The sequence below is a fragment of the Goodfellowiella coeruleoviolacea genome, from assembly GCF_024171785.1.
GTDB lineage: Bacteria > Actinomycetota > Actinomycetes > Mycobacteriales > Pseudonocardiaceae > Goodfellowiella > Goodfellowiella coeruleoviolacea.
The window spans coordinates 16,844-32,487 of the sequence record NZ_JAMTCK010000022.1 but is presented as its reverse complement, the minus strand read 5'-3'; the positions used below and the strand labels follow the sequence as shown (position 1 = coordinate 32,487).

General features: G+C 74.0%; 16 protein-coding genes. 12 read left to right on the top strand and 4 right to left on the bottom strand.

Annotated elements, in window-relative coordinates; all coding sequences use genetic code 11:
• Positions 1 to 71: 71 nt before the first annotated feature.
• The 3 genes from LX83_RS34565 (at position 72) to LX83_RS34555 (ending at position 2,984) form a co-directional block, all read left to right on the top strand.
• Positions 72 to 1,115 carry an NAD(P)H-dependent glycerol-3-phosphate dehydrogenase gene (locus tag LX83_RS34565; protein WP_253779494.1) on the top strand — a complete coding sequence of 348 codons (1,044 nt, stop codon included), beginning with the start codon at positions 72 to 74 and terminating at the stop codon, positions 1,113 to 1,115.
• Positions 1,112 to 2,263, top strand: a complete 1,152-nt coding sequence (locus LX83_RS34560; protein WP_253779492.1) for a cystathionine gamma-lyase — start codon at positions 1,112 to 1,114, stop codon at positions 2,261 to 2,263. Before LX83_RS34565 ends, LX83_RS34560 begins: the two co-directional genes overlap by 4 nt.
• A gap of 238 nt (positions 2,264 to 2,501) precedes the next feature.
• Complete coding sequence (locus LX83_RS34555) at positions 2,502 to 2,984, top strand: cysteine dioxygenase (protein WP_253779490.1); 483 nt, start codon at positions 2,502 to 2,504, stop codon at positions 2,982 to 2,984.
• Between the two features lie 16 nt (positions 2,985 to 3,000).
• On the opposite strand, the gene LX83_RS34550 is transcribed toward LX83_RS34555, so the two are convergent.
• Positions 3,001 to 3,663 carry a pyridoxamine 5'-phosphate oxidase family protein gene (locus LX83_RS34550; RefSeq protein ID WP_253779488.1) on the bottom strand — a complete coding sequence of 221 codons (663 nt, stop codon included), beginning with the start codon at positions 3,661 to 3,663 and terminating at the stop codon, positions 3,001 to 3,003.
• A gap of 59 nt (positions 3,664 to 3,722) precedes the next feature.
• Between LX83_RS34550 and LX83_RS38830 the strand changes: the two genes are divergently transcribed.
• From LX83_RS38830 to LX83_RS34540, 3 genes are read left to right on the top strand one after another with little or no spacing between them, the layout of a single operon-like run.
• A complete protein-coding gene (locus tag LX83_RS38830; protein ID WP_407649734.1) occupies positions 3,723 to 3,992 on the top strand; it encodes a type II toxin-antitoxin system Phd/YefM family antitoxin in 270 nt (89 codons plus the stop codon).
• 52 nt (positions 3,993 to 4,044) lie between these two features.
• Positions 4,045 to 5,469, top strand: a complete 1,425-nt coding sequence (gene pdxR, locus LX83_RS34545; protein WP_253779606.1) for a MocR-like pyridoxine biosynthesis transcription factor PdxR — start codon at positions 4,045 to 4,047, stop codon at positions 5,467 to 5,469.
• Positions 5,466 to 6,560, top strand: a complete 1,095-nt coding sequence (locus LX83_RS34540; RefSeq protein WP_253779486.1) for a D-alanine--D-alanine ligase family protein — start codon at positions 5,466 to 5,468, stop codon at positions 6,558 to 6,560. Before pdxR ends, LX83_RS34540 begins: the two co-directional genes overlap by 4 nt.
• A 37-nt stretch (positions 6,561 to 6,597) precedes the next feature.
• Here LX83_RS34540 and LX83_RS34535 read toward each other — a convergent pair whose 3' ends face one another.
• From LX83_RS34535 to LX83_RS34525, 3 genes are all read right to left on the bottom strand, one after another.
• On the bottom strand, positions 6,598 to 6,972 hold the full coding sequence (locus LX83_RS34535) for a VOC family protein (RefSeq protein WP_253779483.1): 375 nt from the start codon (positions 6,970 to 6,972) through the stop codon (positions 6,598 to 6,600).
• A gap of 122 nt (positions 6,973 to 7,094) precedes the next feature.
• On the bottom strand, positions 7,095 to 7,787 hold the full coding sequence (locus LX83_RS34530) for a DUF3515 domain-containing protein (protein ID WP_308204113.1): 693 nt from the start codon (positions 7,785 to 7,787) through the stop codon (positions 7,095 to 7,097).
• 19 nt (positions 7,788 to 7,806) lie between these two features.
• Positions 7,807 to 8,040 (bottom strand): Lrp/AsnC ligand binding domain-containing protein, encoded by a 234-nt coding sequence (locus LX83_RS34525; RefSeq protein WP_253779480.1) that lies wholly within the window; start codon positions 8,038 to 8,040, stop codon positions 7,807 to 7,809.
• A gap of 114 nt (positions 8,041 to 8,154) precedes the next feature.
• Between LX83_RS34525 and LX83_RS34520 the strand changes: the two genes are divergently transcribed.
• From LX83_RS34520 to recG, 6 genes are all read left to right on the top strand, one after another.
• A complete protein-coding gene (locus tag LX83_RS34520; protein ID WP_253779476.1) occupies positions 8,155 to 9,120 on the top strand; it encodes a thiamine-phosphate kinase in 966 nt (321 codons plus the stop codon).
• A gap of 79 nt (positions 9,121 to 9,199) precedes the next feature.
• On the top strand, positions 9,200 to 9,721 hold the full coding sequence (locus tag LX83_RS34515; RefSeq protein ID WP_253779474.1) for a GNAT family N-acetyltransferase: 522 nt from the start codon (positions 9,200 to 9,202) through the stop codon (positions 9,719 to 9,721).
• Between the two features lie 116 nt (positions 9,722 to 9,837).
• On the top strand, positions 9,838 to 10,359 hold the full coding sequence (locus LX83_RS34510) for a gamma carbonic anhydrase family protein (protein WP_253779471.1): 522 nt from the start codon (positions 9,838 to 9,840) through the stop codon (positions 10,357 to 10,359).
• Positions 10,360 to 10,500: 141 nt separating this feature from the next.
• Positions 10,501 to 11,178, top strand: a complete 678-nt coding sequence (locus tag LX83_RS34505) for a uracil-DNA glycosylase (RefSeq protein ID WP_253779469.1) — start codon at positions 10,501 to 10,503, stop codon at positions 11,176 to 11,178.
• A 149-nt stretch (positions 11,179 to 11,327) separates the two neighbouring features.
• The gene (locus LX83_RS34500; protein WP_253779466.1) at positions 11,328 to 13,217 is read left to right on the top strand and encodes a DAK2 domain-containing protein; all 1,890 of its coding nucleotides are present in this window, start codon (positions 11,328 to 11,330) and stop codon (positions 13,215 to 13,217) included.
• A gap of 41 nt (positions 13,218 to 13,258) precedes the next feature.
• Positions 13,259 to 15,517 (top strand): ATP-dependent DNA helicase RecG, encoded by a 2,259-nt coding sequence (gene recG, locus LX83_RS34495; RefSeq protein ID WP_253779464.1) that lies wholly within the window; start codon positions 13,259 to 13,261, stop codon positions 15,515 to 15,517.
• The last annotated feature ends 127 nt before the right edge of the window (positions 15,518 to 15,644 follow it).

Sequence of the window (15,644 nt, the reverse complement as noted above, 5' to 3'; positions counted from 1 at the left end):
GTGAACGACAGCGCCGCGCCCGTGCACGGCTCGGGGCAGGACAGCACGCCAGCAGGGGAAGCGAGCCACTGATGACCGGTGAACCAGTGCTGGCCGGGGTCGCCGAGGAGGTGCGCCGGGTGGCCGTGCTCGGCGCCGGCTCGTGGGGCACGGCCTTCGCCAAGGTGCTCGCCGACGCCGGCCGCGACGTGGTGCTGTGGGCCAGGCGCGCCGAGGTGGCCGACACCGTGCGCCAGCGGCACGCCAACCCCGACTACCTGCCGGGCGTGCGCCTGCCGGAGAACCTGACCGCCACCGCCGACGCGGCGGTCGCCGTGCGCGGCGCGCAGGCCGTGGTGCTCGCCGTGCCCAGCCAGACCCTGCGGGACAACCTGGCCGCGTGGCGGAACCTGCTGCCCGCCTCGGCCACCCTGGTCAGCCTGGCCAAGGGCGTGGAACTGGGCACGCTCAAGCGGATGAGCGAGGTGGTCAGCGAGGTCGCCGAGGTCGACCAGAACCGGGTCGCCGTGGTGTCCGGCCCCAACCTGGCCAAGGAGATCGCGCGGGAGCAGCCGACCGCCACGGTCATCGCGTGCGCCGACCACGAGCGCGCCGTCGCCCTGCAGCACGCCTGCTCCACCGGCTACTTCCGGCCCTACACCAACACCGACGTCGTCGGCTGCGAGCTGGGCGGCGCGTGCAAGAACGTGATCGCGCTCGCCTGCGGCATGGCCGCCGGGCTCGGCTTCGGCGACAACACCATGGCCACCCTGATCACCCGGGGACTGGCCGAGATGGCCCGGCTGGGCACGGCGCTGGGCGCCGACCCGATGACCTTCGCCGGCCTGGCCGGCATGGGCGACCTGGTGGCCACGTGCGCGTCCCCGCTGTCGCGCAACCGCAGCTTCGGCGAACGCCTCGGTCGGGGTGAGAGCATGCACCAGGCACAGCAGGCCGCGCACGGACAGGTCGCCGAGGGCGTGAAGTCGTGCACGTCCATCCGGGAACTGGGCCGCCGGCACGGGGTGGACATGCCCATCACCGACGGCGTGCACCAGGTGTGCCACGAGGGGCTGAGCCCACAGGACGTCACGGCCCGGCTGCTGGGCCGCAAACCCAAGGCGGAGTGGTCATGACAGCGAACGAGACCGGCGGCGCGGAGCACGTCCAGTGGGGCGACGGCACCCGGTGCGTGCACGCGGGCGAGCCGACCCCGGCGGCGGGCATGCCGTTCCGGGCCGGGCCGGTGCTGGCCGCCACCTACCACCTCGGTGTGGACGGTGACATCCCCGAGGACTTCTACGGACGGGCGGCCAACCCCACCTGGCGGGCGCTGGAAACCGCCATCGGCGAACTGGACGGCGGCCACTGCGTGCTGTTCCCGTCGGGCATGTCCGCCATCGCCACGCTGGCCAGGCTGGTGCTGCGGCCCGGCGACACCGTGGTGCTCCCGTCGGACGGCTACTACCTGGCGCGCAAGCACATCGCCAGCGGGATGAGCGCGCTGGACCTGGACGTGCGCGAGGTGCCAACGCCGGGGGAGTGGTCGGCGGAGGTGCTGGCCGGCGCCCGGCTGGTGCTGCTGGAGACACCGTCCAATCCGGGCATGGACGTCTGCGACATCGCCGCGATCGCCGCCCGCGCGCACGCGCACGGCGCGTTGGTGGCGGTGGACAACACCACGGCGACCCCGCTGGGCCAGCAGCCGCTGCGGCTGGGCGCGGACGTGAGTCTGGCCAGTGACACCAAGGCGCTGGCCGGGCACAGCGACGTGGTGCTCGGTCACGTCAGCACCGCCGACGCCGAGTTGGCCGACCGGTTGCGGGCCGCGCGCACCGAGTCCGGCGCCATCCCGGGGCCGTTCGAGGTGTGGCTGGCCCACCGCGGCCTGGGCACCCTGGACCTGCGGCTGGAACGCCAGGCCCGCAACGCCGCCGCGCTGCACCGGGTGCTGGCCGAGCACCCGGGCGTGCGCGGGGTGCGCTGGCCGGGCGCGCCCGGGGACCCGGCGCACCCGGTGGCCGCCAGGCAGATGCGCCGCTTCGGCGGGGTGCTGTGCTTCGAGCTGCCGTCGGTGGCCGCGGTGTCCGCGTTCACCTCGGCGAGCCGGCTTCTCGCGTCCGCCACCAGTTTCGGCGGTCTGCACACCACAGTGGACCGTCGCGCCCAGTGGGGTGACCCGGTGCCGGCCGGTCTCGTCCGGCTGTCCGCCGGCTGCGAGGACACCGACGACCTGGTGGCCGACGTGCGCGTCGCGCTGGCCGCGGCGCTGTCCACCGGTTGACCCGAACCCGGCCACCCGATGGGGTTGTTCCGGTGTTCACGGGCTGGGACGCGTTGACCGTCCCGGCCCGGGGTGCTTCGATTCCTGCCATGTTGTTGCGCGCCATGACCGGTCGACGGGGTCACATCGACCTCCGCCGGGTCGCCAGCGCGCTGTGTCCTGTCCGGTGATCCAACCCAATGCCCGGCCGGCCGCGCCGGCCGTTGTCGATCGCCTGACGACCACTGAGGACACACCCATGTTCGCCGTCCCGGCCAACACCGTCGCCCTGCCCGCCAACCCCACCGCCGCGCACCCGGTCCGCGTCGCCCTGGACTACGCGACCAACCGGGACAGCTGGCGGCACCTGCTGCGCTACGACCCGGACCAGCGCTGGTCCCGGCTGCTCGACCGGACCGACGACCAGGAGGTCTGGCTGCTGAGCTGGCTGCCCGGCCAGCACACCGACCTGCACGACCACGGCGCCGCCTTCGGCGCGTTCACCGTGGTCACCGGCACGCTCACCGAGTCGGTCACCCGGCGGCGCCCCACCGGGGAACCGGTGCAGCTGTGGCACGAGCTGCGCACCGGCCAGTCCCGCGTGTTCGGCCCCGGCTATGTGCACCAGGTGCACAACAACGGCGTTGACCCGGCGGTCACCGTGCACGTCTACCGCGCCGCGCCGCGCACGCTGGTCCGGTACCGGTTCGACCCGCTGTCCGGTCCGCGGCGGGCCGACTGAACCGCGCGGCCGCGGGTCAGCCCGGCTGGTCGCGTTCGGCCACCTCCAGCGGAACCGGGATGCCGTCCGCCAGGTTGGCGCACGGTCGCGGCTCGCCCCACACCCGGCGCAGTGGCAGCACCCCCGCCCACACCGGGGCGTCCAGGTCCTGCTCGTCGTCGACCGGTCCCTCGGCGCGCACCTTCACCGACGCCTCGGTCAGGTCCAGCGCCAGCAGCATGGTCGCGGCCAGCTCCCGCCGGTCGGGCTGGCGGGTCCGCTGCCACGAGCCGGGCGCCAGGTGCTCGGTGAGCACCCGCAGGCCGTGCAGCTTGGCCGCCTCGTCGGTGACCGGCACCAGCTGCCCGTGGATCACCGCCGACCGGTAGTTGACGCTGTGGTGGAAGGCCGACCGGGCGTAGACCACGCCGTCGAGCAGGGTCACCGACACGCACCCGGGCACGCCGTCGGCCAGCAGCCGCAGGCTGCGCGCGCCGGTGGACCCGTGCAGGTAGAGCGTGTCGCCGTCGCGGCCGTAGCCGGTGGGCAGCACCACGGGCGCGCCGTCGACGACCACGGCCAGGTGGCAGATCAGGCCGGCGTCCAGCACGGAGTCCAGCACGGCCCGGTCGGTGACGGCGCGGTGCCGACCCCGCGCAACCGTGCTGCGCTCGGTCGGAGAGAGGTCTGGTCGGCTCATGTGACCAGCATGAACGGTGAAGTGGCCTCGGTGGAGTACCAATTACAGACAAAACGAGAATGCCACTTTGCATCGTTTGGCGGACCAGGGCGGTAGACCTGAACACGGCAGGGCGCGATCCTGGTGCCGTGGCCGGGTGGGTTGACCTCGACGAGGCGACGGCGCGACTTTCCCAGCTCCTGGACCAGGCCCTGGCTGGTGCGGACGTGGTGATCACCCGCGACGGTGTACCGATCGTCCGGTTGGTTCCCGTTGAACCCTCGCCCGTTGCCGTCAGCCCGAGCGCGCCAGCGCGGGCGAGCGGGGCCGCTGGTCGGTGGCATCCTTGAGGCGCCACTGACCAGCGACGACGAAGGGCCACTCGTGGTACTGGCCGGCAGCATGCCCACCGAACTGCCCATCACCCTCGACCGCACCGCCAGCACCCCGCTGGCCGTGCAACTGGCCGACGCGCTGCGCGGCGCGGCCGCGGACGGCGTGCTGCGCGGCGGCGACCGGCTGCCGTCCACCCGGGCGCTGGCCAGCCGGCTGAAGGTGAGCCGCACGGTGACCGCCGCCGCCTACGAGCAGCTGCACGCCGAGGGCTGGATCGCCGGCCGGCACGGCTCCGGGACCTACGTCACCACCGCGCCGCCCGAGGCGGTGCGCGGCCGGCCCAGGCCGCAGCGCAGCCGGGGCACCGAGGCGGCGGTGATCGACCTCGCGCCGGGTGCGCCGTGGGCCGGCGGGCTGGACCGGGCCGCGTGGCGCCGGGCCTGGCGGGCCGCGGCGGACAGCCCGCCGCTGCTGCGACCCGAACGCGCCGGACTGCCCGAGTACCGCGCGGTCGTGGCCGAGCACCTGCTGCGCCACCGCGGCCTGACCGTGCACGGCTGGGCCACCGAGGACCTGGTGCTGGCCACCGGCGGCACCACCGCGGCACTGGCCGAACTGGCCGCCGCCCGGCTGCGCCCCGGTGACGCCGTGGCCATGGAGGAGCCCGGCTACCAGCGCGCGGTGGGCGTGTTCCGGGCGGCCGGGCTGCGGGTGCTGCCGGTGCCGGTGGACCGGGAGGGCCTGCTGATCGACGAGATCCCGCGCGGGGTGCGGCTGGTCTACTGCTCGCCGGCGCACCAGTACCCGATGGGCGGGCGGATGCCGGCCAGCCGGCGGGTGGCGCTGGTGGAGCGGGCCCGTGCCGAGGGCTGGCTGGTGGTCGAGGACGACTACGACGGCGAACTCCGCTACGACGTGGCCCCGCTGCCGCTGCTGGCCGCGCTGGCCCCGGACGTGGTGGTGCACCTGGGCACCACCAGCAAGATCCTCACCCCGATGCTGGGCGCCGGCTGGATGGTGGCGCCCGCCGCGGTGGCCGCCGAGGTGATGGCGCACCGGGAGGCCACCGGGATCAGCCCGGCGGCGGCCGGCCAGCGGGTGGTGGTCGAGCTGGCCCGCAACGGCGACCTGGGCCGGCACCTGCGGCGGCTGCGCCGGGAACTGTCCGAGCGGCGGGAGAAGCTGGTGGCCGCGCTCACCGCCGCCGGTGTCGGGGTGCTCGGCGACGACGCCGGCGCGCACGTGGTGGTGCCGGTGCCCTCGGCCCGCGCCGAGCGGGACCTGATCGCCGCCGGCCGGGACCGCGGCCTCTGGCTGGACGGGCTGGCCCGCCACCACGCCGGCCGGCCGCGCTGGCACGGGGCGGCCATCGGCTACGCCAGCTGCGGGCGCGCCCAGTTCACCGAGGTGCTCCCCGAACTGGTGACGCTGCTGGCCACGCACGCCGATCCGGCCACCGCGTCGGTCACCCAGGTAGGGTCAGGCGCATGACGCGGCGCAAGACCCGGGTGGCGGTGGTGTTCGGTGGACGCAGCACAGAGCATGCGGTCTCATGCATCTCCGCCGGCAGCGTGTTGGCTCATCTGGACCGGGAGCGGTTCGACGTGGTGATGGTGGGCATCACCCGCCAGGGCGCGTGGGTGCTCGGCTCGTCCGATCCCGCCGCGCTGGCCATCCGCGACCGCGAGCTGCCCTCGGTGTCCGCCGGGCAGGCGCTGGTGCTGGCCGGCGACCCGACCAGCCGCGCGCTGGTGACCCTCCAGCCCGGTGAGGAGACCCGGCTGCTGTCCGAAGTGGACGTTGTCTTCCCGGTGCTGCACGGCGCCTACGGCGAGGACGGCACCATCCAGGGCCTGCTGGAGATGGCCGAGCTGCCCTACGTGGGGCCCGGCGTGCTGTCCAGCGCGGTGTCCATGGACAAGGAGTACACCAAGAAGCTGCTGGCCGCCGAGGGGCTGCCCGGCGTCGACTACGTGGTGCTGCGGCGCGGCCAGCAGACCCTCACCCCGGCCGACCGGGACCGCCTGGGCCTGCCGGTGTTCGTCAAGCCGGCGCGCGCCGGCTCGTCGGTGGGCATCAGCAAGGTGAGCGACTGGGCCCAGCTGGACGCGGCCATCGAGCTGGCCAGGCGCACCGACCCCAAGGTGGTCATCGAGGCCGCCGCGGTCGGGCGCGAGGTCGAGTGCGGTGTGCTGGAGTTCCCGGACGGGCGCGTGGAGGCGTCGCTGCCCGGCGAGATCCGCATCGTCGGCGAGGGCGTCGACTGGTACGACTTCGACGCCAAGTACCTCGACGACGTGTGCGAGTTCGACATCCCGGCCAAGCTCGACGACGAGACCATCGCCAGGGTGCGGGACATGGCCGTGCGGGCCTTCACCGCGCTGGACTGCCAGGGCCTGGCCCGGGTCGACTTCTTCATCACCCCGGACGGCACCCCGATCATCAACGAGGTGAACACCATGCCGGGATTCACCCCGATCTCGATGTACCCGAAGATGTGGGAGGTCACCGGCGTGGACTACCCGACGCTGCTGACCACCCTGGTGGAGACCGCGCTCGCCCGGGGCACCGGACTGCGCTGACGCCCCACGCGGCCGCGGAGCGTCAGCGCGGCTCAGGTCAGCTCTGACCGGTCAGGCACACGCAGAACGGGTGGCCGGCCGGGTCCAGCAGCACCCGCCAGCGGTCACCGCCGGGCTGGAACTCCGGCACGGTGGCGCCGAGCGCGCGGCAGTCGCGCTCGGCCTCGGCCAGGTCGTCGACGGCCAGGTCGAGGTGGTAGCGCTTCACCCCGGTGACGTCGGGCCAGGCGGGCGGCGTGTAGTCCGGGACCCGCCCGAACCCGATCGAGGTCGTGCCGTCGCTGACCATCGCGTAGTCCGCCTCGCTGTGCGTCACGGGCAGGCCGAGCACAGCGCCGTAGAAGGCCGCGAGTTCGCGGGGGTCCTGGCAGTCCAGGTTGACCATGATCAGTCGGGCCGGTGTGGTGTTCATCTGGGAAAACTCCTTGGTTCGTCCGCTTCGCCACCACCGTGTCAGGAGAAGCTGACAACCACTGGCAGGTTTGTCCGGCGGACTCCCCGGACTCCCGGATTCCCCCGGCGGCCGGCCCGGCCTCAGCCGGAGGTGCGCACCCCAACGGCGGGCAGGGTGGTGCGCACTGCCTCGGAGACGTCCTGCAGCGGCCCGGTCCCGGCGTCGTTGGGCACGGTCAGGGCCACGTAGACGGGCCGGTCCACCACGTACCAGGTGGCCGCGTCCGCGCCCTCGACCACCAGCCACCGCACGCCGGAGACCTCCCGCAGTCCGCTGGTCGGGGTGAGTTCGGTGGGCCGGTCCAGGCCGCAGCGCAGGATCACCGGACCCTGCTGGGTGGTACCCCACGCCATCGCGCCGGCCGGCGCGGGCGTGGCCAGTTCCCGGCGCGGCTGGGCGACGCCGTTGGACACCAGTTGCTGCGGCAGCCCGTTGAGCAGCGCGGTGCACTCCGCCGACTCGGCGGCCGGGGCCGGCACCGGGCCGAGCGCCACCGGACCGGTCGCGGCGGGGTTGTCCTGCTCGGCCGAGCTGCCGTTGCCCAGGACCAGCCCCATGGCGGCGACCCCGACGGCGAGCAGCACCGGCAGCCCGATGATCACGGCCAGCAGCGGGCGGGGCAGGGACGGGCCGGCTGGCCGCTCCTCGGGCTGGCCGTGCTGGCCGTGCTGGCCGGACTGGTCGTGCTGGTCGTGCTGGTCGTGCTGTGCGGGCTGGTCCATCGGCGTCACCGGGGGCACGGGTGCGGCGGGCTGTTCGGCTTGACGCGACACCCCGCTATGACAGCACGCCCTAGATGTGGACGACCGGACAGGTCAGGGTGCGGGTGATGCCCTCGACGTTCTGCACCCGCGCGACCACGAGCTGCCCCAGCTGGTCGACGGTCTCGGCCTCGGCCCGGACGATGACGTCGTAGGGGCCGGTGACATCCTCGGCGGTGGTGACCCCCGGAATGGCCGATATCTCCGCGGCCACCGCGGCGGCCTTGCCGACCTCGGTTTGGATGAGGATGTATGCGTGGACCACGGCGTGCCCCTTCGTCTTCGCGGGTCAGGTCGGGTTGAGGAAACAGTCGGGGTAAGAACGTGAGCAGCAACGTACCCCAGTTGGGGTTCCGATTGCTCAGCTTGGGAGGCAACTGTGGGCTCGGAACTGCCGACACCGGCGGACACCGTCGCCACGCTCGGTGAGTTCGGACTCATCAGACGGGTGACCGAGGGGAGACTCCAACCGGCGACCACCCTGCTCGGGCCCGGCGATGACGCGGCCGTGGTAGCCGCCGATGACGGCCGGGTCGTGGCGACCACCGACGTACTGGTGGAAAACGTGCACTTCCGGCTGGACTGGTCCACCCCTGAGCAGGTCGGACGCAAGGCGGCGGCGGTGAACATGGCCGATGTCGCGGCCATGGGCGCGATGCCCACGGCGTTGCTCGTCGGGCTGGGCTGCCCCGCGGACACCCCGGCCGACGTGGCCGACCAGCTGATCTCCGGGATGTGGAAGGAAGCCGCCTCGGCCGGCGCCGGCATCATCGGCGGCGACATGGTGACCGCGGACAACCTGGTGATATCCATCACCGCGCTGGGCAACCTGGCCGGTCGGGACCCGGTGACCCGCTCCGGCGCCCAGGTCGGCGACGTGCTCGCGGTGCGCGGCCGGCTGGGCTGGGCCGCGGCCGGGCTGGCCGTGCTCGGCCGCGGCTTCCGCTCGCCGGTCGCCGTGGTCGGGGCCCAGCGGGTGCCCGAACCCCCGTACGCGGCCGGGCCGCAGGCCGCCGCGGCCGGCGCCACCGCCATGATCGACGTCTCCGACGGGCTGCTCGCGGACATCGGCCACATCGCCACCGCCTCGGGCGTGGCCATCGACGTGCGCACCGAACTGCTCGTGGTGCACCAGCGGCTGATCGACGTGGCCTCGGCCCTGGGCGCCGACCCGAGGCACTGGGTGCTCACCGGCGGCGAGGACCACGCGCTGGCCGCCACCTTCCCCGAACCGGCCGCGGTGCCCGCCGACTGGCAGACGATCGGCACGGTGCGGGCGGGCAGCGGGGTGACTGTGGACGGCCGGCCCTACGAGGGGTCGTCCGGCTGGGAGCACTGGCAGTGACCGGCGGGCGCTGAGAATCGCGCCACACCGGCCCGGTCGAGCTGGAAAGGCGGTCGTGGCCAGGCCGTATCGTCACGCCATGCTGCTGCGAACCCTCGCCTACAACCACCCGGACGCCGCCAAGCTGATCGCGGAAGTGCAGCAGGAGTACGTCCGACGCTACGGCGACCCCGACATCACGCCGGTCGACCCGGCCGAGTTCGCGGCACCGCGCGGGCTGTTCCTGGTCGGCTACCTGGACGGCGAGCCCGTGGCCTGCGGCGGCTGGCGGGTTCCCAGCGAGGACACCGAGCACGTGCTGCCCGGCGACGCCGAGATGAAGCGGATGTACGTGGTGCCGGCGGCCAGGGGGCGTGGCCTGGCCCGGCGGGTGCTCGCCGAACTGGAGCGCACCGCGGCCGAAGCCGGCCACCGCAGGATGATCCTGGAGACCGGGACCAAGCAGCCCGAGGCGATCGCCCTGTACACCTCCGCCGGCTACCAGCCGACCACCAAGTTCGGCGTGTACCGCGACGACGAGAACTCCGTCTGCCTGGCCAAGCCCCTGGTCGTGGCCGAATCCGACCGGCCCGAGGCGGCCAGGCAGACACCCGCCTGCTGAGATGGGCCACTCGGGGCCTTTCCCCGAGGGCCGGTTTCTGGTCGCCTCGTCGCCAGGGCGGGGACGGGCGCCCGGCCCGGCCCCCTGAACCCCACACAGCCAGAGGAGGGCCCACAGTGGCGATCTACGCGCTGGGCGAGCACAAGCCGACCATCCACCCGGACGCCTACGTGCACCCCGACGCCACCGTGATCGGCAACGTCGAGATCGGCGCCCAGGCGTCGGTGTGGCCGCAGGCGGTGCTGCGCGGTGACTACGGGCGCATCCAGGTCGGCGCGCGCACCAGCGTGCAGGACGGCACCGTGGTGCACTGCACCGAGGAGCACCCCACGATCATCGGCGCGGACTGCGTGATCGGGCACAACGTGCACATCGAGGGCGCCACCATCGCCGACCGGTGCCTGATCGCCTCCGGCTCGGTGGTGCTCAACGGGTCGGTGGTGGAGACCGGCGCCATCGTCGGCGCGGGCGCGGTGGTGTCCTTCAACGGCCGGGTGCCGGCCCGGTCGATGGCGCTCGGCGTGCCGGCCCGGGTGCGCGAGGGCTACGAGGTGCCCGAGGGGGCCTGGCAGTTCGCCGTGGACAAGTACGTGGCCAACATCGAGGTCTACCGGGACGGGCTGCGCCGCCTGGACTGAGCGCCGCCCCCGGGACTGAGCGCCCGGACCGGGTGCGGTCGACTGCGCCGGCCGGGTGAACGGGTGCGTGACCGGGTCGCCCCGGGCGACCCGTCCGCCCGGCTGCGGTGGAGGTGGGCTGGCTCGCTAGGGTCACCATTCGTGACCGCACGTCCCCTGAACGAGATAATGGAAGCCGGGTGGGCGGAAGCGCTCGCCCCGGTCGCTGACCGGATCGCCGCCATGGGCGAGTTCCTCCGCGCGGAAGTCGCCGCGGGCCGACGGTATCTGCCGGCCGGTGACAACGTGCTGCGGGCGTTCCGGCAACCCTTCCACGGCGTGCGGGTGCTCATCGTCGGCCAGGATCCCTACCCCACCCCCGGCCACGCGGTGGGGTTGAGCTTCTCGGTGGCTCCCGACGTGAGCCCGCTGCCCAAGAGTCTGATCAACATCTTCCAGGAGTACACCGACGACCTCGGCTACCCCCAGCCGTCCAACGGCGACCTGACGCCGTGGGCCGAGCGCGGGGTGCTGCTGCTCAACCGGGCGTTGACCGTGCGCCCCGGCAAGGCCAACTCCCACCAGGGCAAGGGCTGGGAGGAGGTCACCGAGCAGGCGATCCGCGCGCTGGTCGCGCGCGACGAGCCGATGGTCGCCATCCTCTGGGGCCGCAACGCCCGCAACCTGCGGCCGATGCTGGGCTCGGTGCCGTGCATCGAGTCGGCCCACCCCAGTCCGCTGTCGGCGAGCAACGGCTTCTTCGGTTCCCGGCCGTTCAGCCGGGCCAACGCGCTGCTCGTGGAGCAGGGCGCGGAACCGCTGGACTGGAAGCTGCCGTAGTCGACGCCCGGTCGACGACCTGACGGTCGCCGGGGCGGGACGTGCCTGGCCGAGCGGGCGCGACCGCCCCGGCCCAGTGCCCGCGACCAGCGGACTTCCGAGCTAACCTCGCCTGGCGGAACAGCAGGTGCCGCCCTACCGGTGAACGGGTGCGACGGCGGGTGGGCAAGGAGGAGCCGGTGCTCGAAGTGCTGGACGTGACGGCGGTGCGCCGCTGGGCGGCCGCGTGCGTGCGGTCGCTGGAGGCGCACCGCAAGGCGCTGGACCGGATCAACGTCTTCCCCGTGCCCGACGGGGACACCGGCACCAACCTGCTGCACACCATGCGCGCGGCGCTGGACGCGCTGCTGCGCGCACCCGCGCGGGCCGGCACCGTGGCCACGGCCGTCGCCGAACTGGCCAGGGGAGCGCTCACCGGCGCGCGCGGCAACTCCGGGGTGATCCTGTCCCAGGTGCTGCGCGGGCTGGCCGAGGCGTTACCGGGCAGCGCCGCCGCCGTGGGCGGGGCGGCGCTGCGCCGCGCGCTGTGCCGGGCCGACGAGCTGGCCACGGCCGCGGTGGCCGAACCGGCCGCGGGCACCGTGCTGTCCGTGCTGCACGCGGCCCGCGTCGCGGCCCAGCGGTGCCCCTCGGACGACCTGCCCGAGGTGGTCACCTGCGCGGCCCAGGAGGCGGCCAGGGCGCTGGCCGACACCCCGAGACAACTGGCCGTGCTCGCCAGGGCCGGGGTGGTGGACGCGGGCGGCAGCGGACTGGTGGTCGTGCTGGACGCGCTCGCGTCCGTGGTCACCGGGCGCGAACCGGCCCAGCCCACCACGACCGTGGCCGGGGCCGCGCTCCCGGCACCGGACGCGCTCCCGGCGGCACCGACCACCGTGCGGGAGGCCGGCTCGGCGCGCTACGACTACGAGGTCATGTACCTGGTGGACGAGCTGGCCGAGGACACCGCGAGCGCGCTGCGCACCCGGCTGGCCGAGATCGGCGACTGCGTGTCCGTGGTCGGGGACGGGGTGGGCCGCTGGGCGGTGCACGTGCACTGCAACGACATCGGCGCGGCCGTGGAGGCCGGCATCGCGGTCGGCCGACCGCACCGGATCAGCGTGGCCAGGTTCACCGACCAGGCCGGCGTCCCCGGCGCAGCCGGCGGCACCGACCCACAGGACGCGACCGACCAGCGCGGCCCGGCCGAACCAGACGGTGCCGAACCAGACGGTGCCGAACCAGACGGTGCCGAACCAGACGGTGCCGAACCAGACGGCGTCGAAGCAGGCGGCGCCGGACACGACGGCGAGGACCGGTTCACCCGGGACCGCGCGGTGGTCGCGCTGGTGGGTGGCGCCGGGGTGGCGGAGCTGTTCCGGGCCGAGGGCGCGGTCGTGGTCGAACCACCCGGTGGCGCGGCCGGCGCCGCCGCGCTGCGGGACGAGCTGCGCGCCGCCATCGCCGGCACCCGGGCCCGGCACGTCACCGTGCTCACCGCCGAGCCGCTCCCCGCCGACGCGTCGACCACCACCGCCACTGCGACCACCACCGCCACTGCGGCCACCACCAGCACCACAGCCACCGCTGCTGACGTCGCCGCGCTGGCCGGCCAGGAGGTGGTGGTCGTGCCCACGCTGTCACCGGTGCAGGCGCTGGCCGCGCTGGCCGTGCACGACCCGGGCCGGCGGGCCGCCGACGACGTGGTGGCCATGGCCGAGGCCGCGGCGGCCACCCGCCGGGGTGAGCTGCTCACCGCCAGCGGCCAGGCGCTGACCTGGGTGGGCCGCTGCCAGCCCGGTGACCTGCTTGGCATGGTCGACGGCGAGGTGGTGCTCATCGAGCCGGACCCGGCCCGGCTCACCGCCCGCGCCACCGAGCTGGTCGACCGGATGCTGGCCGGCTCGGGCGAACTGGTCACCGTGCTGCTGGGCGAGGCAGCACCCGACGGGATCGGCGACGTGCTGGCGGAACACCTGCGCACTGCCCACCCCGAGGTCGACCTCGCCGTCTACCACGGCGGCCAGACCGGCGTGATCCTGTCGGTCGGGGTGGAGTAGCCGGTGCGGTTCTGTCGGTGTGCTTTGGTTGGATGGGTGCCGTGACAGCGCTTGACGACCCGTTGGAGCCGGTGCTCGGCGCCAAGAGCGCCACCGCGTTGGAGTCCGCGCTGGGACTGTCCACAGTGGGCGATCTGCTCCGGCACTACCCCCGCCGCTACGCCGAGCGGGGTGAGCTGACCGACATCGCCGGCCTGGAGGTCGACGAGCACGTCACCGTGCTGGCCAAGGTGCAGCGGGTCAGCAAGCGCCGGATGCGCAACCGGCCCGGCAGCATCCTCGAAGTCCGGATCACCGACGGCAAACACGACCTGACCTGCGCGTTCTTCAACCAGGCGTGGCGCGAGCGGGAACTGCTGCCGGAGCGGCGCGGCCTGTTCGCCGGCAAGGTCACCGCGTTCCGCGGGCAGCTGCAGCTCTCCCACCCGGAGTACCAGCTGCTGGAGGGCGACGTCGACCAGGCCGTGGTGGAGGAGTTCGCCGCCGCGCTGCTGCCGGTGTACCCGTCCGCGCAGGGCCTGCCGTCCTGGTCGATCGCCCGGTGCGTCCGGCAGGTGCTGGACATCTGGGACGAGCCCAGCGACCCGCTGCCCGACGAGCTGCGCCAGCGGTTCTCCCTGGCCGGGCTGCCCGACGCGCTGCGCTGGATCCACCGCCCGGACGGGTGGCCGGCGGTGCAGGCCGCCAGGCAGCGGCTCAAGTGGGACGAGGCGCTGGCCGTGCAGCTGACCCTGGCGCAGCGGCGCAAACTGTCCGGCGCCCGCCCGGCCCGGCCCAATCCGCGGCGCGCCGGCGGCATCCTGGACGCGTTCGACCAGCGGTTGCCGTTCGCGCTCACCGACGGGCAGCGGGCCGTTGGCGAGGACATCGCCGCCGAACTGGCCGGCGAGCACCCGATGAACCGGCTGCTGCAGGGCGAGGTCGGCTCCGGCAAGACCGTGGTGGCGCTGCGGGCCATGCTCCAGGTGGTGGACGCGGGTCGGCAGGCGGCCATGCTCGCGCCCACCGAGGTGCTGGCCGCCCAGCACGCGCGGTCGCTGCGGGAGATGCTCGGCGACCTGGCCCAGGGCGGTGAGCTGGGCGGGTCCGAGCTGGCCACCAGGGTCGCCCTGCTCACCGGGTCGATGCCGGCCGCCCAGCGCAAGCAGGCGCTGCTGGACGTCGCGTCGGGTGCGGCCGGGATCGTGGTCGGCACGCACGCGCTCATCCAGGACCGGGTGTCCTTCGCCGAACTGGGCCTGGTGGTGGTGGACGAGCAGCACCGGTTCGGCGTTGAGCAGCGCGACGCGCTGCGCACCAGGGCCGGCGAGGACGTCAGTCCGCACGTGCTGGTGATGACGGCGACGCCGATCCCGCGCACGGTCGCCATGACCGTCTACGGCGACCTGGAGGTGTCCGCGCTGCGCGAGATGCCCGCGGGCCGTTCGCCGATCAGCACGTCGGTGGTGCCGGTGGCGGAGAAGCCGGCCTGGCTGGACCGGGCGTGGCAGCGCATCCGCGAGGAAGTCGCCGCCGGGCACCAGGCCTACGTGGTCTGCCCCCGGATCGGCGACGACGACTCCGACGTGGACGTGGCGGACGCGGACACCGACGACACGGCCGGTTCGGCGCGCCGAGGCAAGAGCGCCAAGGGCGCCAAGAGCGGCAAGAAGGCCGCGAAGTCCAGCGAGTCCGACGGTGACCGCCGGCCGCCGCTGGCGGTCACCGAGGTCGCGGCACTGCTGGCCGAGGGGCCGCTGGCCGGGCTGCGGATCGGCGTGCTGCACGGCCGGTTGCCCGCCGACGACAAGGACGCGGTGATGCGGGCCTTCGCCGCCGGCGAGGTGGACGTGCTGGTGGCCACCACCGTGGTCGAGGTCGGCGTGAACGTGCCCAACGCCACGGTGATGGCGATCATGGACGCCGAGCGGTTCGGCGTGAGCCAGCTGCACCAGTTGCGCGGCCGGGTCGGCCGGGGCAGCGCGCCCGGACTGTGCCTGCTGGTCTCCGAGGCGCCGGCGGGCACGGCCAGCCGGGAACGGCTCGACGCGGTGGCGTCCACACTGGACGGGTTCGAGCTGGCCAGGCTGGACCTGGAGCTGCGGCGCGAGGGCGACATCCTCGGCGAGGCCCAGTCCGGCCGCAAGTCCGGGTTGAAGATGCTGTCGCTGCTGCGCGACGAGGACGTGATCGCCGAGGCCAGGCAGACCGCCCAGCAGGTCGTGGAGTCCGATCCGGAACTCACCCGACACCAGGGCCTGGCCGCGATGGTCGCGGAACTGGTCGACGAGGACCGCGCCGAGTACCTGGAGAAGACCTGACCCGGGTCCGCCCGCCGGGTCGGGATCGGCCCCATTGTGAATTAACAGCATCACCAGAGACCAGCCGATCCGGGCGGAGCGTTCAGGTAATTCTCCGGGGCAGCACGGGCAGACCGGTGGGAAAGTG